The organism is Bacillus cereus group sp. BfR-BA-01350 (assembly GCF_022663775.1).
In the GTDB taxonomy this organism is placed as follows: domain Bacteria; phylum Bacillota; class Bacilli; order Bacillales; family Bacillaceae_G; genus Bacillus_A; species Bacillus_A paranthracis.
On sequence record NZ_JAKUGD010000011.1, the window covers coordinates 34,141 to 58,586 of the forward strand.

Consider the following 24,446-nt stretch of genomic DNA (forward strand, 5'->3'; position numbering starts at 1 on the left):
GAAACGAAACCGGAAAGGAGAGGAAAGATGGGAAATCAACATGCAATGGATTTGTTTGAGGAAGAGAAAAAGTTTATAAAAGCGCAAGTTCTTCATACCATTTTCCACAACGAAGAAAACCTCTATTCCGTTGTCAGTATGAAAGTCATTGAAACGAATGAAACGTACGACGAAAAAAAAGTGATGATAAACGGTCATTTTCCCCGCATGCATGAAGATGAAGTGTTTACGTTGACAGGACATTTTAAAGACCATCCGAAGTATGGGAAACAATATTTAGTTGAAACGTTTAAGAAAGAATTGCCGCAAACAAAAGCAGGTATGGTGCAATATTTAGCGAGTGATTTATTTAAAGGGATAGGAAAACGTACAGCTGAAAAAATTGTGGACCATCTAGGGGAACATGCTATTTCTAAAATTATGGATGATCCTGAGGCTTTAAACGGTGTTGTTAACAAACAAAAAGCGCAAGAAATATATGAGACAATTGTTGAACATCAAGGATTAGAGAAAGTAATGAGTTTTTTAAATGGTTACGGTTTTGGAACGAAGCTTTCTATTAAGATTTATCAGCAGTATAAAGAGATGACATTAGAAGTGATTCGGAATAACCCATATCAGCTTATTGAAGAAGTGGATGGGATTGGATTTGGAAGAGCAGATGATATCGGACGTGCGTTAGGTATATCGGGTAATCATGATGATCGTGTACGCGCGGGATGTTTTTATACGTTAGAGAATGTATCATTACAACTTGGTCACGTTTATATGAGAAAAGATCAACTTATGAGAGAAACGATGTCACTTTTAAATAATCAAGAAGGAAGAGTGACAGAGGAAGACATTATAAGCTGTATTGAAATGATGCAAAGTGAAGGGAAAGTCATCATCGAAGAAGAGCGAGTATATTTGGCATCGTTATTCTATTCTGAAAAAGGTGTTGTAAAGTCTATTCGCAGGCTCATGAATCAGGAAGAAACACCTTCATTTCCTGAAGCAGAAGTGTTAAAGACGTTAGGTGAAATTGAAGAACAATTGAACGTACAGTATGCACCGCTTCAGCAAGAAGCAATTCAAACGGCACTTCATAAACCGATGATGTTATTGACGGGTGGACCAGGAACGGGAAAAACAACAGTTATTAAAGGAATTGTTGAAATGTATGCGTCACTTCACGGGCTATCGTTAAATCCGAATGAATATAGTGATGATAATCCATTTCCGATACTATTAACAGCTCCAACAGGAAGAGCAGCGAAGCGAATGAGTGAATCAACAGGGCTTCCAGCTTGCACAATTCACCGTTTACTTGGATGGACGCCAGAAGGGTCTTTCCAGCGTAATGAAACAGATCCGGTACAAGGGAAATTACTCATTATTGATGAATTTTCAATGGTTGATATTTGGCTTGCAAATCAGCTGTTTAAGTCATTGCCGACTAACATTCAAGTTATCGTTGTAGGCGATGAAGATCAATTACCATCTGTAGGACCTGGGCAAGTATTGAAAGATTTATTAAATGCAGGTGCAGTTCCAACAGTAAAGCTTACTGAAATTTATCGTCAAGCGGAAGGTTCATCAGTGATTCAACTTGCCCATGCGATAAAAAATGGAACGCTCCCACCAGATTTAGCGCAAAATCAAAAAGATCGTTCATTTATCGGCTGCACAGGAGCTCAAATTGTTGAGGTTGTTAAGAAGGTTTGCGAAAACGCTAAGACAAAAGGGTTTAGCGCAAGAGATGTACAAGTATTGGCCCCGATGTATCGTGGACCGGCTGGTATTAATGTACTAAACGAAGCGTTGCAAGAAGTGTTTAATCCGAAAAGAGAAAAGAGTAAAGAAATTGCTTACGGTGATGTTGTATACCGAAGAGGCGATAAAGTTTTACAACTCGTTAATCAGCCGGAGAGCCAAGTATTTAATGGTGATATCGGCGAAATTGTTTCGGTGTTTTATGCGAAAGAAAACGTTGAGCAACAAGATATGATTATCGTTTCATTTGATGGAATTGAGGTAACATATACAAAACCAGATTTAAATCAAATTACACATGCTTATTGCTGTTCCATTCATAAATCGCAAGGTAGTGAGTTTCCGATTGTGATTATGCCGATAGTGAAAAGTTATAATCGTATGTTACGTCGTAATTTAATTTATACTGGTATTACAAGAAGTAAGAAGTTCCTTATTATTTGCGGGGAGGAAGCTGCTTTTCAGTCTGGTGTAAATCGCCTTGATGATGCAATGCGTCAAACGACTTTAGCTAGCCGCTTGCAAGAATCACAAGGAGAAGTACAGATGGTAACGGTTAATGGCGAAGAAATGGACGTGGAAAACATTTCACCGTATGATTTCATGTAACAAGGTGAAATTATATAGTGAAACTTTCAAACGTATAACGTTGAAAGGCTCCAGCAATGTATAAATGAATGCAGTTTGGACATAATGGCGAATAGAATCCGGGAGACTGTAAGGAGATGAACGCCATATGTTTATTTGTCCAAATTGCAAAGGGAAAGACATTGGAAAAATAGGTGTCAACCAATTTTATTGCTGGAATTGTTATATCGAATTATCGGTTTCAAAGGGGAAAATCCATACGCATCAAGTAGAAGAAGATGGTTCACTAAGCTCTCTTGATGATTTATTTGATGAGAATGAAAGAACGATCGGATAACGAAAAGGGGGATTTACTTTGAATCTACGCAATTCATTAATCGCATTAGGTGTTGGAGCGGCAGCATATCAATATGCTCGCAAACAAGATGTATTTTCAAAACGCAATATGAAAAAAGCACGTAAGATGATTAAATCTTATTTATAAGTGTAAAAAACTCCCTTCATGATAAGGGAGTTTTTTATGCACTTGTATGCAAATATAAAAGTCCAATTTCAGAGAAGAGATAAGATAGGCCGTAACATCCAACGCCAAGCATTCCGTAATGAAATAATTGCTTCGCTTTTTCTTTTCGTGAGGAACGAACAAAAAAACCTTTCCAAATACCAAACCCGATACAAATCCATTCAAGAATCATAAAAAGTGCAGATAATATGAGCATAAATAAAACCATTATGAGCCCTCCTGATTATATTGTTTCATGTTGCATTCTCAGGGGTGGTTGTCCTTGTTACGTTATGTATATGTACGTCTTTACAAAACAGTATGGTCTGCACAAAAAGATTTTAAAACTTTTGCACATAACCTACCCTATTTATTTTCACAATAAAGGTGGAGGAGGTTTTTCGTGTGAAGAATCTTAAAATCATTTGGATATACCGTTTAGGATTATTGTTGCTTGTCTTTCTTTGTTTGCTCGTCTTTTTAAAAATTAAGCCGCTATGGGCACCGATTATTTTTGTATGTAAAGTGGCCATTACACCGTTTCTTATTGCATGTTTTATTGCGTATTTATTGCATCCTTTAATTGAAAAAATTCATAAGGAAGGGATGCCGCGCACACTCGCTATTTTGCTTATTTACATCCTTTTCTTTGGTGGAATTGGTTATGGAATTTACAAAGGAACTCCGGTTGTGATTAAGCAATTACAAGAAATCAATGAACAATTCCCGCAGTTTACAAAGATGTATGATTCGTGGATGGATGGTGTTACAGAACAAACAGCGAATTTCCCGTCATTTATTCATGAAAAGGTGAAACAAATTTTTGTCGGAGTAGAGACGAAGATACAAGCGCTTTTAAATAAAGTGATGAGCACAGCTCGTGGTGTACTAGATTCGTTACTCATTATTTTCTTAATTCCGTTCATTGTATTTTACATATTAAAAGATTACGGCGAGTTTTATCATATCTTTTGGAAACTAGTCCCGAGTAAGTGGCGTAGTACGGGGCAAATGTTGGCGAAAGAAATTGATAAGTCACTCGGAAGTTATATTCGCGGACAGTTATTCGTTTGTTTAGTATTAGGAGGAGTATCGGTTCTTTCTTTTTGGTTTATCGGTATGAAATATCCATTATTACTTGGCATCATCATCGGGATAACAGATATAATCCCATACTTTGGCCCTATTTTAGGAGCGATTCCAGCGTTGATGATTGCAGCAACGGTATCAACAAGTTTACTCATTAAAGCGGGGATTACGATTGCTATTTTGCAATTCGTAGAAAGTAACATTTTATCCCCTTATATCGTTGGTAAGTCGCTTCGCATGCATCCTGTTATTATTATGCTTGCATTATTAGTTGGGGGAGAAGTGGCAGGAATTGTAGGGTTATTAATATCAGTTCCTATTTTAGCGGTCATTCGTACAGTAATCGTTCATGTAAGGCCTCTTTGGAAAAAAGAAGATGTGTAATAGGAAGGCCCTCTACTTATAAAAGTAGAGGGCTATCATTATTTAGAGAGTTGCTCGTTTATTTTTTGAAGGAGAGAGCTTACATCATTTGTTTGAATATGTTTTATTTTTTTCCATTCATTATCGTACATAAATACAATTTGATTGCTGAAAAGCCGCTTTTGTTCTTTTAAATTTGAAATTTTCGCGAAAGCGTACTCTTCAAATAAAGGGTTCTTACTTACATCTGGTCCATAAAAGAAGAGCCGTTTGTCTGTTAAAATTAGCAATCCTGGCCTTGCGACGGAACGATAAATAAATATGTCTAGTGAACAGGCTACGTAAAACAATATTGTTTCATCAGTCGTTAACATATTTTTAGCTTTGTTCAATAAGGTCGTCATTATAATCGCTCCTTTATTATTAATAATTTAATTATAACAAAAATAAAATATTCAGAAAAGTACGTGGGAGTAGTACAATTTGTTAATACATGCATAATATATGAAAAGGCTGTTAAGAATGAATAGTAGAATAGCTATGATTAATAAGTAATTGATATAATATAAATGATTATCTACATTGACAAACTTAAGAGAATTCTATTATATTTAGTCATATAATACATTAAATCAATGATGGAACAAGTACGTTACAGTCCATTTATAGAGAGAAGCTTCCATATGGCTGAAAGAAGCTTTAAATGAAGGGTAACAGAAAGCTAATCCTGAGAGCAGCTAATCACTGCCGTCTTGCCACGTTACGGCACCATGAGGTGATGAATTGATTGTTATAGTAATCAATTCATAATTAGGGTGGTATCGCGAGTTAACTCTCGTCCCTTTTATAGGGGCGGGAGTTTTTTATATTTAAGGAGGAAAATACAATGAAACAACTAACAGGCGCACAAATTCGTCAAATGTTTTTAGACTTTTTCCAAGAAAAAGGACATGCAGTAGAACCTAGTGCATCACTAGTTCCACATGAAGATCCATCTCTTCTATGGATTAACAGTGGTGTAGCAACATTAAAAAAATATTTTGATGGACGTGTAATCCCGCAAAATCCACGTATTACAAATGCTCAAAAATCAATTCGTACAAACGATATTGAAAACGTAGGGAAAACAGCTCGTCACCATACATTCTTTGAAATGTTAGGGAACTTCTCAATCGGTGATTACTTCAAAGAAGAAGCAATTACTTGGGCTTGGGAATTTTTAACGAGCGACAAATGGATTGGATTCGATAAAGAATTACTATCCGTTACAATTCATCCAGAAGATGAAGAAGCATTCACAATTTGGAATGAGAAAATGGGTGTTCCAAAAGAGCGTATTATCCGTTTAGAAGAAAACTTCTGGGATATCGGTGAAGGACCAAGTGGACCGAATACAGAGATTTTCTATGACCGCGGAGAAGCTTACGGTAATGACTTTAGTGACCCAGAATTATATCCAGGCGGAGAAAACGAGCGTTACTTAGAAGTATGGAACCTTGTATTCTCTCAATTTAACCATAATCCAGACGGTTCATATACACCACTTCCTAAGAAAAACATCGATACAGGGATGGGTCTAGAGCGTATGACATCTATCGTTCAAGATGTGCCTACAAACTTTGACACAGACTTATTCATGCCAATGATTGGTGCAACAGAAACAATCTCTGGCGAGAAATATCGTAATGGTGACTTAGAAAAAGATATGGCGTTTAAAGTAATCGCTGACCATATCCGTACAGTAACATTCGCTGTTGGTGACGGTGCTCTTCCATCTAATGAAGGCCGTGGTTATGTGTTACGTCGTTTATTACGCCGTGCTGTTCGTTACTCTAAGAAATTAAACATTAACCGTCCGTTCATGTTTGAATTAGTACCGGTTGTTGGAGAAGTAATGAAAGACTTCTATCCAGAAGTACTTGAAAAGAAAGATTTCATCGCAAAAGTTGTGAAAAATGAAGAAGAGCGTTTCCATGAAACACTTCATGATGGGGAAGCAATTTTAGCTGAAGTTATCGCAAAAGCTAAAGAAGAAAAAACAACTGTTATTTCTGGAGTAGATGCGTTCCGTCTATATGACACATACGGCTTCCCAATTGAATTAACAGAAGAATATGCAGAAGAAGCTGGTATGACAGTTGATCATGAAGGCTTTGAAAATGAAATGGAAAAACAACGTGAGCGCGCACGTGCTGCTCGTCAAGATGTTGATTCTATGCAAGTTCAAGGCGGTGTCCTTGGAGAAGTGAAAGTAGCGAGCGAGTTCGTTGGTTACGGTACAGTTGCAACAGAAAGTAACGTTGTTGCACTTGTGAAAAACGGTGAATACACAGACAGCTTACAAGTTGGTGAAGAAGGGCAATTAATGCTTGATGTAACACCATTCTATGCTGAGAGCGGTGGACAAATTGCAGACCGTGGTTATCTTCTTGCTGATGGCGTGAAAGTTCTTGTAAAAGACGTACAAAAGGCACCAAACGGCCAAAACTTGCACAAAGTTGTTGTGGAAGAAGGTACGTTAACGAAAGATGCAGCTGTAAAAGCTATTATCGATACGAAAAACCGTAGTAGTGTTGTGAAAAACCATACAGCAACTCACTTACTACACCAAGCATTAAAAGATGTACTTGGAACGCACGTTAACCAAGCGGGTTCTCTTGTAACTTCTGAACGTTTACGCTTTGACTTCTCTCACTTCGGTCAAGTACAAGCTGACGAATTAGAAAAAATTGAGCGTATTGTAAACGAGAAAATTTGGGAAAGTATTGATGTTGAGATTTCTCAAAAAGCAATCGAAGAAGCGAAAGAAATGGGCGCAATGGCATTATTCGGTGAAAAATATGGTGATGTTGTACGCGTTGTACAAGTTGGCGATTATAGCTTAGAGCTTTGCGGTGGTTGTCACGTTGATAACACAGCTTCTATCGGTATTTTCAAAATCGTTGCTGAGTCAGGTATCGGTGCAGGAACTCGTCGTATTGAAGCAGTAACTGGTAAGTCTGCTTATGAATTAATGAACGATCAAGTAGGTTTATTAAAAGAAGCAGCTGGAAAAATGAAAACAAATCCGAAAGATATTTTAACAAGAGTAGATGGTTTATTCGCTGAAGTAAAACAACTACAAAAAGAAAACGAATCTCTTGCAGCAAAATTAAGCAATATTGAAGCTGGAAACTTAACTGATTCAGTAATGACAGTTGATGGCGTGAACGTATTAGCGGCAAAAGTAAATGTTGCAGATATGAACAACTTACGTACGATGATGGATGACCTGAAAAATAAATTAGAATCTGCAGTTGTCGTATTAGCATCTGTAAATGATGATAAAGTAAACATCTTAGCTGGCGTAACGAAAGATTTAATTAGCCAAGGATACCATGCTGGTAAACTTGTGAAAGAAGTAGCTTCTCGTTGTGGCGGTGGCGGTGGCGGCCGTCCTGATATGGCACAAGCGGGCGGTAAAAACCCAGCGCAAGTTGAGGAAGCTTTAGCATTTGTACAAGAGTACGTTAAATCTGTTTCAAAATAAAGAGATAGTAGTGTACAATGGTAGGGAGAGGAGAAGTTCTTCTCCCTATACTTACTATATAAGTGAGGTGCTTGAAATGGACGGTTTTGATAAAACAATGAAGTTTAGCATTCAAGATGAAAAACAGAGTGTCCATGTAAATGATGTACTTTTAACTGTGTATGATGCACTTCAAGAAAAAGGCTATAATCCGATTAACCAAATCGTCGGTTATTTATTAAGTGGAGACCCAGCATACATACCTCGCCATAAAGATGCACGAAGCATCATTCGCAAGCTTGAACGTGATGAATTAATTGAAGAGCTTGTGAAGTCTTACTTGAAACATCATCGTGAGGAGTAATTTATGCGGATATTAGGTTTAGATGTAGGTACAAAAACAGTCGGAGTTGCAATTAGTGACGAAATGGGCTGGACAGCGCAAGGGCTTGAAACAATCAAGATTAACGAAGAACGAGGTCAATTTGGTTTTGACCGCATTTCTGAGTTAGTAAAACAGTATGATGTGGACAAGATAGTAGTAGGTTTACCTAAAAATATGAATGGTACAATTGGCCCGCGTGGTGAAGCATGCCAACAATTTGCAGAAAACCTACGAGAGCTGTTACAATTAGACGTTGTAATGTGGGACGAGCGTTTGTCAACGATGGCAGCGGAACGTCTACTCATTTCAGCCGATGTAAGCCGTAAGAAGCGAAAGCAAGTAATTGATAAGATGGCTGCAGTCGTAATCTTACAAGGATTTTTAGATAGTAAATAAGAGGTGACCAAAATGGAAGAAAATCAAATTACAATTGTAGACGAAAAAGGTAACGAACATTTATGTGAAATTATTTTCACTTTTGACGCTGAAAAATTTGGCAAAAAATCATACGTAGTCTTCTCTCCAATCGGTGAAGTAGACGAAGATGGAGACCAAATTTATGATGCAATGGCTTATGAGCAAAATGAAGAAGAGGGCGGAACTTTACTTCCAATCGAATCTGAAGAAGAGTGGGAAATGGTACAAGAAATGTTCAACACTCTAGCTGATGAGCAAGAAGCTGAATAATAAGTACTGAAAAGGTGGACGATATATCGTCCACCTTTTTTTATATGTAAAATGAAAGATTTTTTGTCGAAACTGCGTAATCCTTTGTAGTATAATGAGACGGATTGTAGAAAAATAAAATATCTGTCAAAAATGATAGGTAAGTTTATTGTGATTTTTCATCATGTTGTATAGAAAGATGTACATATGGCCTACAATTGAATAAGGAGGAAGAGTTTTGATAGAGAATCAAGTGAAAAAGAAGCGTAGACGCATTTTTTTATTTTCGATTATTGCACTGCTTTTAGTTTGTGGTTCAGTCTATGCGTATATTTCATCCGCATTAGGACCAGTTGATAGCGGGAATAAAAAAGAGATTGAAGTAGAAATTCCAAAGGGATCATCTACTAGTAAAATTGGTGAGATTTTAGAAGAAAAAGGTGCTGTGAAAAACGGTACAGTTTTTAGTTTTTATACAAAGGCTAAATCTAAAAATTTACAAGCGGGTACATATTTATTAAATCCTTCAATGAGTGCGAAAGATGTAATGGAGCAAATGTCATCTGGTAATGTACATCGTCCAGCTCTTTATAAAGTGACGATAAAAGAAGGAGCACAAGTAACTGAAATTGCAGAAACGGTTGCAAACGAATTAAAGTGGAATAAAGATGATGTCGTACGTCAATTAAACGATAAAGCATTTATTCAAAAAATGCAGCAAAAGTATCCAAAGTTGTTAACCGATAAAATCTTTGATAGCAATATTAAATATCCATTAGAAGGTTATTTATATCCTGCGACGTACTCTTTCTATAAAAAAGATACGACGTTAGAAGAAGTTGTAATTCCAATGCTTGAAAAAACGAATGCAATCATTGTTCAAAACGAGGCAAAAATGAAAGCGAAAAACTGGGATGTTCACCAGCTTTTAACATTTTCTTCACTTATTGAAGAAGAGGCAACAGGCTTTACAGATCGTCAAAAGATCTCTAGTGTCTTTTATAATCGTTTAGCAAAAGGCATGACACTGCAAACTGATCCGACGGTATTATATGCACTTGGAAAGCATAAACAACGTGTGTTATACGAAGATTTAAAGGTTAACTCACCGTACAATACGTATGTTGTGAAAGGATTGCCTGTCGGTCCGATTGCAAACTCTGGCAAACATTCAGTGGAAGCGGCGTTAGAACCTGCGCAAACAGAGTATTATTATTTCTTAGCTGCACCAACTGGTGAAGTGTATTATGCGAAAACATTGGAAGAGCATAATGCATTAAAGCAAAAATATATTACGAAAAAGCAGTGAAATGGGGAGGGATAGCGAAAAAGGTCGCACATCCCTCTTTTTTGTGGTAAAATATATCGGGTTAAAAACTGGCAGAAGAATCGTTTTTAATATCAAAACGGGACGTACAAGCTAAGGGTAAAGCTGGCTTGTATTTTTATTGCATTCTATGTGTGAAAAGACGTCATAGAGGCACTTCTCCATGTAAATAAGGAGGACCATTATGGAGGATGCAGTTAACGAGTACCTATTATCATTTATTGATCCGAAAGATAAATTAATTCTTGAAATGGAAGACTATGCGAAAGAAAATCATGTGCCAATTATGGATCGACTTGGAATGGAATTTATGTTGCAATTTTTACGTTTAATTGGACCGAAGAGTATTTTAGAGCTTGGTACAGCAATTGGCTATTCTAGCATTCGTATGATGCAAGCTATTCCAAATTCTCGCATTGTGACAGTTGAGCGCAATCGCGATCGATATGAAAAAGCACTTGAATATATAGAACGTTCACCAGTTAAAGAGCGTATTTCCGTTATTTATGGTGATGCGTTAGAAACAGGCGAGCAAGTAGAAGAACATGGAACATTTGACGTTATTTTTATTGATGCAGCAAAAGGACAATATCGTCGCTTTTTTGATTTATATGAACCGTTATTAAATCCTGGTGGCGTAATTATTTCAGATAATGTTATGTACCATGGCCTTGTAACGACAAAAGAGAAAATTGAAAACAGACGTACACGTGGTTTAATCCGTCGTATTAAGACGTACAATGAATGGCTTATGAACCATGAAGGATATGATACAACGATTTTCCCAATTGGTGATGGAGTAGCTGTTAGTAAAAAGAAAGGGTGACCAAGGTATGAAGAAACCAGAATTGTTAGTAACACCAAAAGCAGTGGCGGATATCGAACCTCTTGCGAAAGCAGGAGCAGATGCGGTAATGATCGGTGAGCAAAAGTTTGGTTTACGTTTAGCAGGGGAATTTTCACGTGAAGATGTGAAACAAGCTGTGAAGATTGCACATGAAAATGGTGTAAAAGTATACGTAGCAATGAACGCTATGTTCCACAACGATAAAGTAGAAGAATTAACAGACTATGTTGCATTTTTAAACGAAGTACATGTAGATGCAATTGTTTTTGGAGACCCAGCAGTATTAATGGCGGTTCGCGAAGTAGCGCCAAATATGCAATTGCACTGGAATACAGAAACAACAGCAACAAACTGGTTTACTTGTAACTACTGGGGACAAAGAGGAGCAAAACGTGCTGTATTAGCTCGCGAGCTTAGCTTAGATGAAATTGTTGAATTAAAAGAAAATGCTGAAGTGGAACTTGAAGTGCAAATTCACGGTATGACTTGTATGTTCCAGTCGAAGCGTTCGTTAGTAGGAAACTACTTTGAGTATCAAGGACGTCATCTTGACATCGAAAAGAAAAAATATGAAGAGAATATGTTCTTATATGACCCAGAGCGTAACAATAAATATCCAATTTATGAAGATGAAAATGGTACTCACATTATGAGTCCAAATGATATTTGTTTCATCGATGAGTTAGAAGAGCTAATTGATGCTGAAATTGATAGCTTAAAAGTTGATGGTGTACTAAAAAGCTCTGCATACATTATTGAGGTAACGAAGAAATATCGTAAAGCAATTGATTTATGTGTAGAAGATCGTGATGCGTATTACGACGTGAAAGACGACTTATATAAAGAGATAGAAGAAATGCAACCGGTGAATCGTCCGTTAGATACAGGATTCTTCTTTAAAGAGACGGTTTACTAAACGAGGAGGGTGTAGGAAATGACTGTACAAGAAATTTCACGAGTGATCGATGGCAAACGCGTTATTGTGAAGAAACCTGAACTGTTAATCCCTGCGGGTAACTTAGAAAAATTAAAAGTAGCTATCCATTACGGGGCAGATGCTGTATATTTAGGTGGACAAGAATTTGGTCTTCGTTCGAATGCAGGTAACTTTACACTGGAAGAAATGGCAGAAGGTGTGGAATTTGCAAAGAAATATGGAGCAAAAATATATGTAACAACAAATATCTTTGCACATAATGAAAATATGGACGGGCTAGAGGAATATTTAAAAGGGATTGAAAAAGCTGGCGTAACGGGAATTATCGTTGCTGATCCGCTTATCATTGAGACTTGTAAACGTGTAGCGCCTTCTGTTGAGGTGCATTTAAGCACACAGCAATCACTATCCAACTGGAAAGCAGCACAGTATTGGAAAGAAGAAGGTTTACATCGTCTTGTATTAGCTCGTGAAGCAAGCTATGAAGAAATGAAAGAGATTAAAGAAAAAGTGGATATTGAAATTGAAGCATTCGTCCATGGTGCAATGTGTATCGCATATTCAGGAAGATGTACGCTAAGTAACCATATGACAGCGCGTGACTCTAACCGTGGTGGTTGTTGTCAATCTTGTCGCTGGGATTATGATTTAGTTCAAACAGTATCACAACATAAAGATGCGAAAGAGCTTCCTCTATTCCAAGAAGAAGATGCTCACTTTGCAATGAGTCCAAAAGACTTAAATTTAATTTTATCAATTCCGAAAATGATTGAAATTGGAATTGATAGCTTAAAAGTTGAAGGACGTATGAAATCAATCCATTACGTAGCTACTGTAGCGACAGTATACCGTAAAGTAATTGATGCATATTGTGCGGATCCTGATAACTTTGAGTTTAAGCAAGAATGGTTAGATGAGCTTGATAAATGTGCAAATCGTGATACAGCTCCTGCATTCTTTGAAGGGGTTCCAGGACATCAAGAGCAAATGTTTGGAAATCATAGTAAGAAAACAACGTATGATTTCGCTGGTTTAGTGTTAGATTATAATGAAGAAACGGGCATCGTAACGATTGAGCAACGTAATCATTTCAAACCAGGACATGAAGTGGAGTTCTTTGGACCAGAAATAGAAAACTTTACGCAGACGGTGGAGAAAATTTGGGATGAGGATGGAAACGAATTAGATGCAGCGAGACATCCGTTGCAGATCGTGAAATTCAAAGTGGATCAACCAGTGTATGTGAATAATATGATGCGCAAAAGCATACTTCAATAAGAAAGAGTGATAGTCGAATGGGGACGAATAAGCCTGTTGTAATTGGAATTGCTGGTGGTTCAGGGTCAGGTAAGACAAGTGTAACGAAAGCGATTTTTGACCATTTTAAAGGTCATTCCATTTTAATCTTAGAGCAAGATTATTATTACAAAGATCAAAGCCATTTACCAATGGAAGAGCGTTTAAAAACAAATTATGATCATCCATTAGCGTTTGATAATGATTTGTTAATTGAACATTTGCAGCAGTTGCTTGCATATAAACAAGTAGAGAAACCTGTATATGACTATACATTGCATACGCGTTCAGATGAAATTATTCCAGTTGAGCCGAAAGATGTAATCATTTTAGAAGGAATTCTTATTTTAGAAGACCCACGTCTTTGTGAGTTAATGGACATTAAGTTATTCGTTGATACAGATGCTGACCTTCGTATTTTACGCCGCATGCAGCGTGATATTAAAGAACGTGGTCGTACGATGGATTCAGTTATTGATCAATATGTAAATGTTGTACGTCCAATGCACAATCAATTTATTGAGCCTTCTAAGAAATTTGCGGATATTATTATCCCTGAAGGTGGACAAAACCACGTTGCAATTGATATTATGGTTACAAAAATTGCAACAATTCTTGAACAAAAAGTAAATTTGTAATAGCATAGTAAAAGATATACGGTAGGAAGGGATTTTTTCCCTTCCTATCGAATACAATGAAACATGCAACCTCATCTATATATAGGTGAGGGCATATTTATATCAACTTTCCATACATATCTTCTTTATATAAAGAAGAATTGGGAATACGGGGTTGTATGTGACAACTCCGCTAGTACAGGCGTGCTAGAAACCTCCGCTTTACATATAAGCGGGGGAGTTTTCATATGGAACTCCTCTTTTTTCGGGGGATTGGTATATAAAAGGAGTGGAAAATATGGCAACAGAAAAAACATACCCTATGACGCAAGAGGGTAAGCAAAAGCTAGAGAACGAACTTGAAGATTTAAAAACGGTAAAACGTAAAGAAGTTGTAGAGCGCATTAAGATTGCACGTAGCTTCGGAGATCTTTCTGAGAACTCTGAGTATGATGCAGCGAAAGATGAGCAAGCGTTCGTAGAAGGACGTATTACACAATTAGAAAACATGATCCGTAACGCAGTTATCATCACAGATAATGGCGAAGAATCTACTGTTGTTACATTAGGTAAGACAGTAACATTTAAAGAATTACCAAATGGAGATGAAGAAGCTTACACAATCGTAGGTAGTGCGGAAGCAGATCCATTTGAAGGAAGAATTTCTAACGATTCTCCAATCGCGAAAAGCTTATTAGGTAAGCAAATTGGTGAGAAGGTAGCAATCCAAACACCAGGTGGAGAAATGCAAGTAGAGATTATCTCTGTAAAATAATTAAAAATCACTCGTGTAAAAGCGAGTGATTTTTTTATTTGTATAAAAGATGAAACACTCCGTCCAAACTATAATAGACGAGGTGTTTTTTTATGAAAATAAAACGGAGAATTACAATTGTTTTAATTTGTTTTATATGTGTCATGTTTATATTACTTTGTCGTTTAATTCAAATACAAATTATCGATACGGAATCATTTACGGATCGTAAGATTAATTTAATTGAAAAAAGTGTTACACAGCGGACGCAATCCATTACGTTAGATGATGGACGAGGCCATTTTATAGATCGTAATGGTCAGGAAATAGGTGAGAAAAAGTATCCTGTTTTAATTATTTTTCCCTTTCTACAAATAAAAAATGACATGTTAGAGAAGATTGCGCATATCATTGGTATGTCGAGACAAGAGATTGAAAGTCAAATGAAAGATAAGAAAAGTGCATTTATTATGCAAAGAGGAAATGGACCATTTCGCTTGGCACGAGAGCAGATGGAGAAGGTGAATCAATTAAATATATTAGGCATTGTAGCAGCTGAAGTTCGTTTGCGGCAAACTAGCGTGATGAATCATTTAATTGGCAATGTGGGTGAGAATGAACGAGAATTTCAAAAACGGTACGGAGAAGTAAGAAAAATTTCAAAACAAACACCGATTGGCATTTCAGGATTGCAGCAATCATTTGATGAATTTCTTTTGACTGATGGAGAGGCAAAAGTATTGTATCAAGTGGACCGGCAAGGAGAACCGATTTTTGGAAAACAAGCGAAATATACATCACCTGGAAATCCATTTTATCCAGTGACGATTCAAACTACTTTACATAACGAGTTACAGAAGAAAGCAGAAGAAGTAGTTGAAGCAAGTGAAATAAAGAAGGGAGGAGTAGTGCTACTTGATGTAAAGAAAAATGAAATTTTAGCGATGGTCAGCAAACCATCTGTACAGGTGAAAGATGAGAGTTTATATAAAACTACACTTGAAAATCAAATGTTAACACCACATTTTCCCGGTTCTGTTTTTAAAACAATAGTTGCAGCGGCAGTGATTGATCAAAATAAAAATGTTTTTAATCGCGCATTTAATTGTAATAAAGATTTATATGGTGAAGACCACCCAAAAGTTATGATGGGTACACTTAGTTTTAAAGAGAGCTTTGCTAGAAGTTGTAACAGGACATTTTCAGAGTTAGGCAACGAGTTAATACAAAAGGATAGGATGGTGTTAGAAACTTATGTAGCGGCTTTAGGAGGCGCTGATAAGGTTGGATGGAGAGGTTCTGTATTTCATACAACTCATTTTGAACAAATGCCAGAGGAGAAGAGTGCTACGATTTGGCGGAATGAAGGAAATAAGAATAGTAAAAAGGCGGTAGCGCAAACAGCAATTGGACAGAAAGATGTACGCATGTCACCTCTAGCGATTGCAAATATGATGGCGACGATTGCTAGAGGTGGAGAAAAGATGGAAGTGAAAGCTGTTGAAAAAATAATATACAAAAATGGAACGGATTTTTATACATTTGAAGACCATACATTAGGTGGGAAACAGCTTTCATATGAAACAGTGAAAACATTACAACAGTTATTAAGGAGCGTTGTAACAACGGAGAAAGGTACAGGAGCAGCATTTAGTTCATTACCATTAAGCGTTGCTGGAAAATCTGGGACAGCACAAACAGGAAAAGGAACGAAAGAGAATCGTTGGTTTGCAGGTTATTTTCCATATGAAAATCCAAGATATGCTTTAGTTGTCGTGGATATAGAAACGAGTAGCAATGTAAATGCAGTTACACCTATTTTTAAAGCAATCGTAGAATCAATCTATCGATTAGAGAATGAAAAGTAATCTTGCAATTCATAGTGAAATGTTTTCATTTCGTGAAAATATTATTGTAAATGTTCAACCTTTCTAGATTTAATGTTACAATAGCAAGTATGAAAAACTGCATGGAGGTTTGAAGAATGGCAGGAGGATCTAGATTCCAACAGAAACAACAAAAACGTCGTCAAAACGGTGTTTTAAATATTGCAATCGCTATTGTACTAGTAGCAGTAGCTATTGTAGCATATCAATTGTTTGTTCCTGATACGAAAGAGCAAGCGTCTTCTAGCGATAAAAAGGTGTCTCAGCAAACAACGAAAGAGAATAAGTCTGAGAAAGCTAAAGGCAAAGAAGAGACGAAGAAGAATGAACAAGAGAAAACAGAGGCTAAGAAGAAAGAAGAAGAAGAGAAGCTAAAGGCTGAAGAAGAACAGAAAAAAGCTGAAGAAGAAGCGAAAGCTAACGAGAAAGTACCAGCTGAAAAAACACAGCCAAAGGCAACTGACGCTTATACGAAGTCTTCTTGGAAGCCAGTAGGAACAGAGCAAGGTGCAACACCTGCGATGACGTTTAAAAAAGGTACAGCAGATTGGAATGAGATGAATCAAGCGATTTCAGCTGCAATTGACGTTCCAGTAGAGCAATTAATTATTCATCGAATCGGAAATAACGGTAAGAATAAAGCTTACGGTAACGTACAAGATAAACAAACAGGTAAAAGATATTATGTAAATATTGATTGGGTAGACAATGAAGGCTGGAAACCAGTACTTGTTCAAACTCTAAACTAAAAAAGAGAAGCTCCTTAGGAGCTTCTCTTTTTTAGTTAGCGTAATTTCTTTAATTTAAAATGAACAACCGCGCTATAATATGGTCTTTTACTTTCAGGATCCATAACCATTTGATGCGAGATGTGATGAACTTCAAGCATAAGTGCTTTATTATTATCGATTTGTTCACTGATTTTACGTTCTAAAGAAGCTAAGTCTCCCGCTTCAAAAAATTCTACTTTATCTTCTAACATTTCAAAGGTAAATGACATGAAGACGGCCCCTCTCCTATGTAATCAACTATAGTGTAACAAAGAAAAGAAGGAAATACCATGTACATTTCAATTGACATTTTTAGAAAGAGGGAATATCATACTGATAAAACCGATAAGAAAAAGGGGAATTTTTATGGGTACAGAATTTAATGGTTTATTTGATGAGTGGGCTCATACGTACGACTCATTTGTACAAGGCGAAGATATACAATATAAAGAAGTTTTCGCCCGTTATGAGGACATTCTAGAGGATGTAGTTAACAAGTCATTTGGTAACGTATTAGAATTTGGTGTCGGTACAGGTAATTTAACAAATAAATTATTACTTGCTGGCCGCACAGTTTACGGTATAGAACCGTCACGTGAAATGCGCATGATTGCAAAAGAGAAATTGCCAAAAGAGTTTTCCGTTACAGAAGGTGATTTTCTTTCGTTTGAAGTCCCGAATTCCATTGATACCATAGTAAGCACCTATGCGTTTCATCATTTAACAGATGATGAAAAAAATGTAGCGATTGCGAAGTATAGTCAATTGCTAAACAAAGGTGGTAAAATAGTGTTTGCTGATACGATATTTGCAGATCAAGATGCATATGATAAAACTGTTGAAGCAGCAAAACAAAGAGGTTTTCATCAGTTAGCAAACGATTTGCAAACGGAATACTATACACGTATTCCAGTTATGCAGACTATTTTTGAAAACAATGGCTTCCATGTAACGTTTACGAGATTAAATCATTTCGTGTGGGTAATGGAGGCAACTAAGCAATAGAAAGAGGGATTAGATTGAGAATTGCTGTAATTGGAGCAATGGAAGAAGAAGTACGTATTTTACGTGACAAATTAGAACAAGCAGAAACAGAAACGGTTGCGGGTTGTGAATTTACGAAAGGACAATTAGCAGGACATGAAGTAATCTTGTTAAAGTCTGGTATTGGTAAAGTAAATGCAGCGATGTCAACGACAATTTTATTAGAAAGATATAAGCCTGAAAAAGTCATTAATACTGGTTCAGCTGGTGGATTCCATCATTCTCTAAATGTTGGGGATGTCGTTATTTCAACAGAAGTTCGTCACCATGACGTAGATGTAACAGCATTTAACTATGAGTATGGGCAAGTACCAGGAATGCCGCCTGGATTTAAAGCTGATGAAGCATTAGTTGCATTAGCTGAAAAATGTATGCAGGCAGAAGAAAATATTCAAGTTGTAAAAGGTATGATTGCAACAGGTGATTCATTTATGAGTGATCCGAACCGAGTTGCAGCCATTCGTGATAAATTCGAAAATCTTTATGCAGTAGAAATGGAAGCAGCAGCTGTTGCACAAGTATGCCACCAATACGAAGTTCCGTTTGTTATCATTCGCGCACTTTCTGATATTGCTGGTAAAGAATCAAATGTTTCATTTGATCAATTTTTAGATCAAGCAGCTCTTCATTCTACAAACTTTATTGTAAAAGTATTAGAAGAGTTAAAGTAATGTAACAAAAAGGCAACTGTCTCATATAAAGAAAATACATACAGTTGCCTTTTCTTTATTGGCAAATAAGGGGGAGAACACGATGAATGTATATCGTGGAGTTCATGAGTTAATTGGTCATACACCAATTGTGGAAATTACTCGTTTTTCACTTCCAGAAGGGGTCCGTTTATTTGCAAAGCTTGAATTTTATAACCCAGGCGGAAGCGTTAAGGACCGATTAGGAAGAGAATTAATCGAAGATGCGCTAGAAAAAGGGCTTGTTACAGAGGGCGGAACAATTATTGAACCGACAGCTGGAAATACTGGTATTGGACTGGCACTCGCAGCGTTACAACATGATTTACACGTTATCGTTTGTGTACCAGAGAAATTTAGCATTGAAAAACAAGAATTAATGAAAGCACTAGGCGCAACGGTCGTGCATACGCCGACTGAGCAAGGAATGACCGGTGCAATTGCAAAAGCAAAAGAGTTAGTAAATGAGATACCGAATTCATACTCTCCAAGTCAGTTCGCAAATGAGGCAAATCCTCGTGCATATTTTAAAACATTAGGGCCTGAACTGTGGGACGCATTGAATGGAGAGATTAACATATTTGTTGCTGGAGCAGGAACTGGCGGTACGTTTATGGGAACTGCATCTTACTTGAAAGAAAAAAATGTAGATATAAAAACGGTTATTGTGGAACCAGAAGGATCTATTTTAAATGGTGGTAAGGCTGGTTCACATGAGACCGAAGGAATTGGACTGGAATTTATCCCGCCATTTTTGAAGACATCTTATTTTGATGAAATTCATACAATTTCTGATCGCAATGCATTTTTACGAGTGAAAGAATTAGCGCAAAAAGAAGGACTTCTTGTTGGGAGCTCTTCAGGAGCAGCATTTCATGCAAGTTTACTTGAAGCAGAGAAAGCGGCGCCAGGTACAAATATCGTAACGATTTTTCCTGATAGTAGTGAACGCTATTTAAGTAAAGACATATACAAAGGATGGGAATAAAAAATGAGAGCAAAGACAAAGTTAATTCATGGTATTCGCATAGGAGAACCTTCAACTGGATCTGTAAATGTACCGATTTATCAAACGAGTACGTACAAACAAGAAGCAGTTGGTAAGCATCAAGGATATGAATATTCACGTACAGGAAACCCAACACGCGCAGCTTTAGAAGAAATGATTGCGGTATTAGAAAACGGCCATGCTGGTTTCGCATTTGGTTCAGGAATGGCGGCTATTACAGCTACAATTATGTTGTTCTCAAAAGGTGACCACGTTATTTTAACAGATGATGTGTATGGCGGAACGTACCGCGTGATTACGAAAGTGTTAAACCGCTTCGGTATTGAGCATACATTTGTAGATACAACAAACTTAGAGGAAGTTGAAGAAGCCATTCGTCCAAATACGAAAGCGATTTATGTAGAAACACCAACGAATCCATTACTAAAAATTACTGATATTAAAAAAATATCTACTCTTGCTAAAGAGAAAGATTTATTAACAATTATTGATAACACATTCATGACGCCATATTGGCAGTCGCCAATTTCTTTAGGAGCAGACATTGTACTTCATAGTGCAACGAAATATTTAGGAGGTCATAGTGACGTAGTTGCAGGTTTAGTAGTTGTAAATAGCCCGCAATTAGCAGAAGACCTTCACTTTGTACAAAACTCAACAGGAGGCATTCTTGGCCCACAAGATAGCTTCTTACTACTTCGTGGTTTAAAAACATTAGGAATTCGAATGGAAGAGCATGAAACGAATTCACGCGCAATTGCTGAGTTTTTAAATAATCATCCAAAAGTGAATAAAGTATATTATCCAGGTCTTGAGTCACATCAAAACCATGAATTAGCAACAGAACAAGCAAATGGATTTGGTGCTATTATCTCATTTGATGTAGATAGCGAAGAAACATTAAATAAAGTACTTGAGAAATTACAATACTTTACACTGGCTGAAAGTTTAGGAGCAGTAGAAAGTTTAATTTCTATCCCCTCTCAAATGACGCATGCATCAATCCCAGCAGATCGTCGTAAAGAACTAGGAATTACAGATACATTAATTCGAATTTCTGTCGGTATTGAAGACGGAGAAGATTTAATTGAAGATTTAGCACAAGCGTTAGCGTAGTAAAAATGCACTGCTAGTATAGGCAGTGCATTTTTACTACATTATTTTGTGAAATATTTCACAAAATAGACATACACAAATAAAATGATTTCATGTATATTGAATTCATGAAGTGTTACTCACGAACAAACTTGTGAAATATTTCACAAACAATGAGGTTCATGTAGGAAAGCAATTCTATTTTTTTGCGCTAATCGGGACTGATTATGACCTGTAGGGTCTTATTTAGTCCAAGATAGCAGAATAGGAGGAATTTACATGGTAGTCAAAGAGAAAGTTGTAAATGAAATGCAGGAAGTAAAAGAGATGATTGATACGTTAGTGAATAACGGTCAGAGAGCTTTACAAGCATTAGAAAGTTTTACACAAGAGCAAATTGACAACATTGTTCATGAAATGGCATTAGCAGGTGTTGATCAACATATGCCGCTTGCGAAGTTGGCTGTTGAAGAAACAGGTCGTGGTGTATACGAAGATAAATGTATTAAAAATATTTTTGCTACTGAATATATTTGGCATAGCATAAAGAAAGATAAAACAGTAGGGGTTATTCACGAAGATCCTCATGAAGAAATAATAGAAATTGCGGAGCCCGTCGGTGTAGTAGCTGGGGTAACGCCAGTAACGAATCCAACATCGACAACAATGTTTAAAGCATTAATCGCGATAAAAACGAGAAATCCAATTATTTTCGCATTTCATCCTTCCGCACAAAACTGTTCTATTGCAGCTGCGAAAACAGTATACGATGCAGCGGTGAAGGCGGGGGCACCAAAACATTGTATGCAGTGGATTGAAAAGCCTTCTGTCGAAGCGACGAAACAATTAATGAACCATGAAGGTATTGCTCTTGTTTTGGCAACTGGAGGGGCTGGTATGGTGAAATCAGCTTATTCTACTGGAAAACCAGCGCTAGGTGTAGGTCCTGGTAATGTACCATGTTATATAGAGAAATCAGCGCATATAAAACGAGCGGTTAATGATTTGATTTTATCTAAAACATTTGATAATGGTATGATTTGTGCATCAGAACAAGCAATTATTGTAGACAAGGAAATTTATGATGATGTGAAAACAGAAATGATTGCAAATAATTGTTATTTTGTAACCGAGGAAGAGAGAAGTAAATTAGAAAAGCTTGTTATTAATGAAAATACATGTGCAGTAAATAGTGATATTGTAGGGAAATCTGCACAGTATATTGCCGAATTAGTTGGAATTACTGTACCTAAAAATACAAAAATGCTTGTAGCTGAAATACAAGGCATCGGAGCCGCATATCCACTATCTCGTGAGAAGTTAAGTCCAGTATTAGCTTGTGTAAAAGCAAATTCATTAGAAGAAGGATTTACATATTGTGAAGAAATGTTAAACCTCGGTGGTTTAGGACATTCAGCAGTTATCCATTCTGTAAATAAAGAAGTGCAAAAGCAATTTGGATTACGTATGAAAGCTTGCCGCCTTATTGTAAATGCTCCTTCATCACAAGGTGGGATCGGTGACATATATAATGGATTTATTCCATCACTTACGCTTGGCTGCGGTTCCTACGGGAAAAACTCGGTTTCTCAAAACGTAACAGCGACGCATTTATTAAATATAAAAAGGTTGGCAAATAGAAAAAAGAATATGCAGTGGTTCAAATTACCACCAAAAATTTATTTTGAAAAACATGCGACAGCATATTTAGCAAATATGCCTAAAATTTCACGTGCGTTTATTGTAACGGATCCAGGAATGGTTGAGCACGGATATGTAGATACGGTTACGCATTATTTACGTAAACATGCAAATGATGTGAAAGTTGAAGTTTTCTTTGAGGTTGAGCCAGATCCGTCAGATGAAACTGTGTTTAAAGGTGCGGAAATGATGAGAAGTTTTCAGCCTGATGTCATTATCGCACTTGGTGGTGGTTCAGCGATGGATGCAGCGAAAGGGATGTGGCTTTTCTATGAGCACCCAGAAACAACATTCTATGGAATTAAACAGAAGTTTTTAGATATAAGAAAACGTACATGTAAATATCCGAAATTAGGAAGTAAGGCGCAGTTTGTTGCTATTCCAACAACATCTGGAACAGGATCAGAAGTGACACCATTTGCGGTTATTACAGATAAGAAAAATAATATAAAGTATCCACTCGCCGATTATGAATTAACGCCAGATGTAGCAATTGTTGATCCACAATTTGTAATGACAGTACCACCACATGTAACAGCAGACACTGGGATGGACGTATTAACGCATGCAATCGAGGCGTATGTGTCTGTTTTAGCAAATGACTATACAGATGGATTAGCATTAAAGGCCATTGATCTCGTATTTAAATATTTACCAAGAGCGTTTAAAGATGGAAATGACGAAGAAGCACGAGAAAAAATGCATAATGCTTCTGCTATCGCAGGAATGGCATTTGCCAATGCCTTTCTAGGTATTAATCACAGTTTAGCACATAAAATTGGACCGGAATTCCATATTCCGCATGGTCGTGCGAATGCAATACTTATGCCGCACGTAGTTCGCTATAATGCTATTAAGCCAAGAAAACACGCGTTGTTCCCAAAATATGAGCACTTTGTAGCTGATGAACGCTATGCACATATTGCGAGAATGCTCGGGCTCCCAGCAAGTTCGGCGGCAGAAGGTGTGGAATCACTTGTCCAAGCAATTATTGAACTTGGAAAAAGCTTAAATATTAATATGAGTATTGCAGGACAAGGAGTAGATAAAGACCAATTTGAAGAGGTTGTTGGATTATTAGCAGAAAGAGCTTTTGAAGATCAATGTACGACAGCTAATCCAAAACTTCCTCTCATTTCAGAACTGAAAGAAATTTATATGAAAGCATATAAAGGTGAGTAATGGTTGTGAAAGAGCCGCCATAAAGCGGCTCTTTGTCTTTTGGAAAACATCTCCCAGAATGGCTGTATTTACTTGTCTTTAAGTGTAATAGAATATGATACAGTGAAATGGAGGAGTGAGAATATAATGAAAGAATTACAAGAGAAAATAGAAGATTATACTCGGTTCGGACAAATTCTTCTCGCTGTAAGTACATTGTTAATGGTTGGCTTATTGATTCCAAGTGGAGCAAAAGAAACATCACAACCTTTTGTTATGATGGGGAGCATTGTTATATTTTTAAGTTTATCCTTCTTTTTCTTTCAGCGTGTGAAAGTGATGCGAGACGAGTTAGAGGGAAACGAATGTGAATAATATTGATAAATAGAGCGTTACAAAAAGAAGGAATCTTTTTTGTAACGCTTTTTGTTTTTCTAGAAAATGTATGCGTTTTATA

Annotated in this window: 25 protein-coding genes and 1 other annotated feature; of the genes, 22 read left to right on the forward strand and 3 right to left on the reverse strand. The window is 36.9% G+C overall.

All coding sequences use genetic code 11. The features are described 5' to 3' along the window. Positions 1 to 27: 27 nt before the first annotated feature. The 3 genes from recD2 (at position 28) to MR147_RS20820 (ending at position 2,827) form a co-directional block, all read left to right on the forward strand. The gene (gene recD2, locus MR147_RS20810) at positions 28 to 2,364 is read left to right on the forward strand and encodes an SF1B family DNA helicase RecD2 (RefSeq protein ID WP_074607709.1); all 2,337 of its coding nucleotides are present in this window, start codon (positions 28 to 30) and stop codon (positions 2,362 to 2,364) included. Positions 2,365 to 2,491: 127 nt separating this feature from the next. Then, positions 2,492 to 2,680: a hypothetical protein gene (locus tag MR147_RS20815; RefSeq protein ID WP_000469281.1), complete on the forward strand. Its 189-nt coding sequence runs from the start codon at positions 2,492 to 2,494 to the stop codon at positions 2,678 to 2,680. Between the two features lie 18 nt (positions 2,681 to 2,698). Then, entirely contained in the window at positions 2,699 to 2,827 is a 129-nt protein-coding gene (locus MR147_RS20820) for a YrzQ family protein (RefSeq protein WP_001053553.1), read from the forward strand. A 34-nt stretch (positions 2,828 to 2,861) separates the two neighbouring features. On the opposite strand, the gene MR147_RS20825 is transcribed toward MR147_RS20820, so the two are convergent. After that, positions 2,862 to 3,074, reverse strand: coding sequence for a hypothetical protein (locus tag MR147_RS20825; RefSeq protein ID WP_000242545.1), 213 nt, complete (start codon positions 3,072 to 3,074; stop codon positions 2,862 to 2,864). Positions 3,075 to 3,250: 176 nt separating this feature from the next. On the opposite strand from MR147_RS20825, the gene MR147_RS20830 reads away from it, so the two are divergent. Further along, positions 3,251 to 4,318, forward strand: a complete 1,068-nt coding sequence (locus tag MR147_RS20830; RefSeq protein WP_000793117.1) for an AI-2E family transporter — start codon at positions 3,251 to 3,253, stop codon at positions 4,316 to 4,318. Between the two features lie 38 nt (positions 4,319 to 4,356). On the opposite strand, the gene MR147_RS20835 is transcribed toward MR147_RS20830, so the two are convergent. Continuing rightward, positions 4,357 to 4,701 carry a PH domain-containing protein gene (locus MR147_RS20835; protein ID WP_098946824.1) on the reverse strand — a complete coding sequence of 115 codons (345 nt, stop codon included), beginning with the start codon at positions 4,699 to 4,701 and terminating at the stop codon, positions 4,357 to 4,359. Positions 4,702 to 4,923: 222 nt separating this feature from the next. After that, positions 4,924 to 5,143 (forward strand) — a binding site (T-box leader). Between the two features lie 40 nt (positions 5,144 to 5,183). Between MR147_RS20835 and alaS the strand changes: the two genes are divergently transcribed. The 12 genes from alaS (at position 5,184) to MR147_RS20895 (ending at position 17,269) form a co-directional block, all read left to right on the forward strand. Continuing rightward, positions 5,184 to 7,826 carry an alanine--tRNA ligase gene (gene alaS / locus MR147_RS20840; RefSeq protein ID WP_000811836.1) on the forward strand — a complete coding sequence of 881 codons (2,643 nt, stop codon included), beginning with the start codon at positions 5,184 to 5,186 and terminating at the stop codon, positions 7,824 to 7,826. Between the two features lie 76 nt (positions 7,827 to 7,902). Further along, a complete protein-coding gene (locus tag MR147_RS20845) occupies positions 7,903 to 8,169 on the forward strand; it encodes an IreB family regulatory phosphoprotein (protein ID WP_000348590.1) in 267 nt (88 codons plus the stop codon). Positions 8,170 to 8,172: 3 nt separating this feature from the next. After that, positions 8,173 to 8,586, forward strand: coding sequence for a Holliday junction resolvase RuvX (gene ruvX, locus MR147_RS20850; RefSeq protein WP_001221197.1), 414 nt, complete (start codon positions 8,173 to 8,175; stop codon positions 8,584 to 8,586). Positions 8,587 to 8,598: 12 nt separating this feature from the next. Continuing rightward, positions 8,599 to 8,877, forward strand: a complete 279-nt coding sequence (locus tag MR147_RS20855) for a DUF1292 domain-containing protein (RefSeq protein ID WP_000392247.1) — start codon at positions 8,599 to 8,601, stop codon at positions 8,875 to 8,877. A gap of 217 nt (positions 8,878 to 9,094) precedes the next feature. Then, positions 9,095 to 10,165: an endolytic transglycosylase MltG gene (gene mltG / locus MR147_RS20860; protein WP_242304687.1), complete on the forward strand. Its 1,071-nt coding sequence runs from the start codon at positions 9,095 to 9,097 to the stop codon at positions 10,163 to 10,165. Positions 10,166 to 10,367: 202 nt separating this feature from the next. Then, a complete protein-coding gene (locus tag MR147_RS20865) occupies positions 10,368 to 11,009 on the forward strand; it encodes an O-methyltransferase (protein ID WP_000389089.1) in 642 nt (213 codons plus the stop codon). A gap of 7 nt (positions 11,010 to 11,016) precedes the next feature. Beyond that, positions 11,017 to 11,946, forward strand: coding sequence for a peptidase U32 family protein (locus MR147_RS20870; protein WP_000742781.1), 930 nt, complete (start codon positions 11,017 to 11,019; stop codon positions 11,944 to 11,946). Positions 11,947 to 11,964: 18 nt separating this feature from the next. Further along, positions 11,965 to 13,245, forward strand: a complete 1,281-nt coding sequence (locus MR147_RS20875) for a peptidase U32 family protein (protein WP_000217969.1) — start codon at positions 11,965 to 11,967, stop codon at positions 13,243 to 13,245. Positions 13,246 to 13,262: 17 nt separating this feature from the next. Next, a complete protein-coding gene (gene udk, locus MR147_RS20880) occupies positions 13,263 to 13,901 on the forward strand; it encodes a uridine kinase (protein WP_000537087.1) in 639 nt (212 codons plus the stop codon). A gap of 277 nt (positions 13,902 to 14,178) precedes the next feature. Further along, positions 14,179 to 14,655 carry a transcription elongation factor GreA gene (gene greA / locus MR147_RS20885; RefSeq protein ID WP_000179966.1) on the forward strand — a complete coding sequence of 159 codons (477 nt, stop codon included), beginning with the start codon at positions 14,179 to 14,181 and terminating at the stop codon, positions 14,653 to 14,655. A gap of 92 nt (positions 14,656 to 14,747) precedes the next feature. Beyond that, positions 14,748 to 16,502, forward strand: coding sequence for a peptidoglycan D,D-transpeptidase FtsI family protein (locus MR147_RS20890; protein ID WP_242304689.1), 1,755 nt, complete (start codon positions 14,748 to 14,750; stop codon positions 16,500 to 16,502). A 116-nt stretch (positions 16,503 to 16,618) separates the two neighbouring features. After that, complete coding sequence (locus MR147_RS20895; protein ID WP_074607716.1) at positions 16,619 to 17,269, forward strand: YrrS family protein; 651 nt, start codon at positions 16,619 to 16,621, stop codon at positions 17,267 to 17,269. 35 nt (positions 17,270 to 17,304) lie between these two features. Here the strand turns inward: MR147_RS20895 and MR147_RS20900 are convergent, their stop codons facing one another. Beyond that, a complete protein-coding gene (locus MR147_RS20900; RefSeq protein WP_000010984.1) occupies positions 17,305 to 17,520 on the reverse strand; it encodes a YrzA family protein in 216 nt (71 codons plus the stop codon). 136 nt (positions 17,521 to 17,656) lie between these two features. On the opposite strand from MR147_RS20900, the gene MR147_RS20905 reads away from it, so the two are divergent. The 6 genes from MR147_RS20905 (at position 17,657) to MR147_RS20930 (ending at position 24,364) form a co-directional block, all read left to right on the forward strand. Next, entirely contained in the window at positions 17,657 to 18,295 is a 639-nt protein-coding gene (locus tag MR147_RS20905) for a class I SAM-dependent methyltransferase (protein WP_242304691.1), read from the forward strand. A 14-nt stretch (positions 18,296 to 18,309) separates the two neighbouring features. Next, on the forward strand, positions 18,310 to 19,005 hold the full coding sequence (gene mtnN, locus MR147_RS20910; protein ID WP_001217039.1) for a 5'-methylthioadenosine/S-adenosylhomocysteine nucleosidase: 696 nt from the start codon (positions 18,310 to 18,312) through the stop codon (positions 19,003 to 19,005). 82 nt (positions 19,006 to 19,087) lie between these two features. Beyond that, on the forward strand, positions 19,088 to 20,011 hold the full coding sequence (locus tag MR147_RS20915; RefSeq protein WP_074610332.1) for an O-acetylserine dependent cystathionine beta-synthase: 924 nt from the start codon (positions 19,088 to 19,090) through the stop codon (positions 20,009 to 20,011). A gap of 3 nt (positions 20,012 to 20,014) precedes the next feature. Further along, positions 20,015 to 21,148: a bifunctional cystathionine gamma-lyase/homocysteine desulfhydrase gene (locus tag MR147_RS20920; RefSeq protein ID WP_001201908.1), complete on the forward strand. Its 1,134-nt coding sequence runs from the start codon at positions 20,015 to 20,017 to the stop codon at positions 21,146 to 21,148. A 258-nt stretch (positions 21,149 to 21,406) separates the two neighbouring features. After that, positions 21,407 to 24,010: a bifunctional acetaldehyde-CoA/alcohol dehydrogenase gene (adhE, locus tag MR147_RS20925; RefSeq protein WP_242304693.1), complete on the forward strand. Its 2,604-nt coding sequence runs from the start codon at positions 21,407 to 21,409 to the stop codon at positions 24,008 to 24,010. Positions 24,011 to 24,136: 126 nt separating this feature from the next. Beyond that, the gene (locus MR147_RS20930) at positions 24,137 to 24,364 is read left to right on the forward strand and encodes a YrhC family protein (protein WP_000661445.1); all 228 of its coding nucleotides are present in this window, start codon (positions 24,137 to 24,139) and stop codon (positions 24,362 to 24,364) included. Positions 24,365 to 24,446 lie beyond the last annotated feature (82 nt).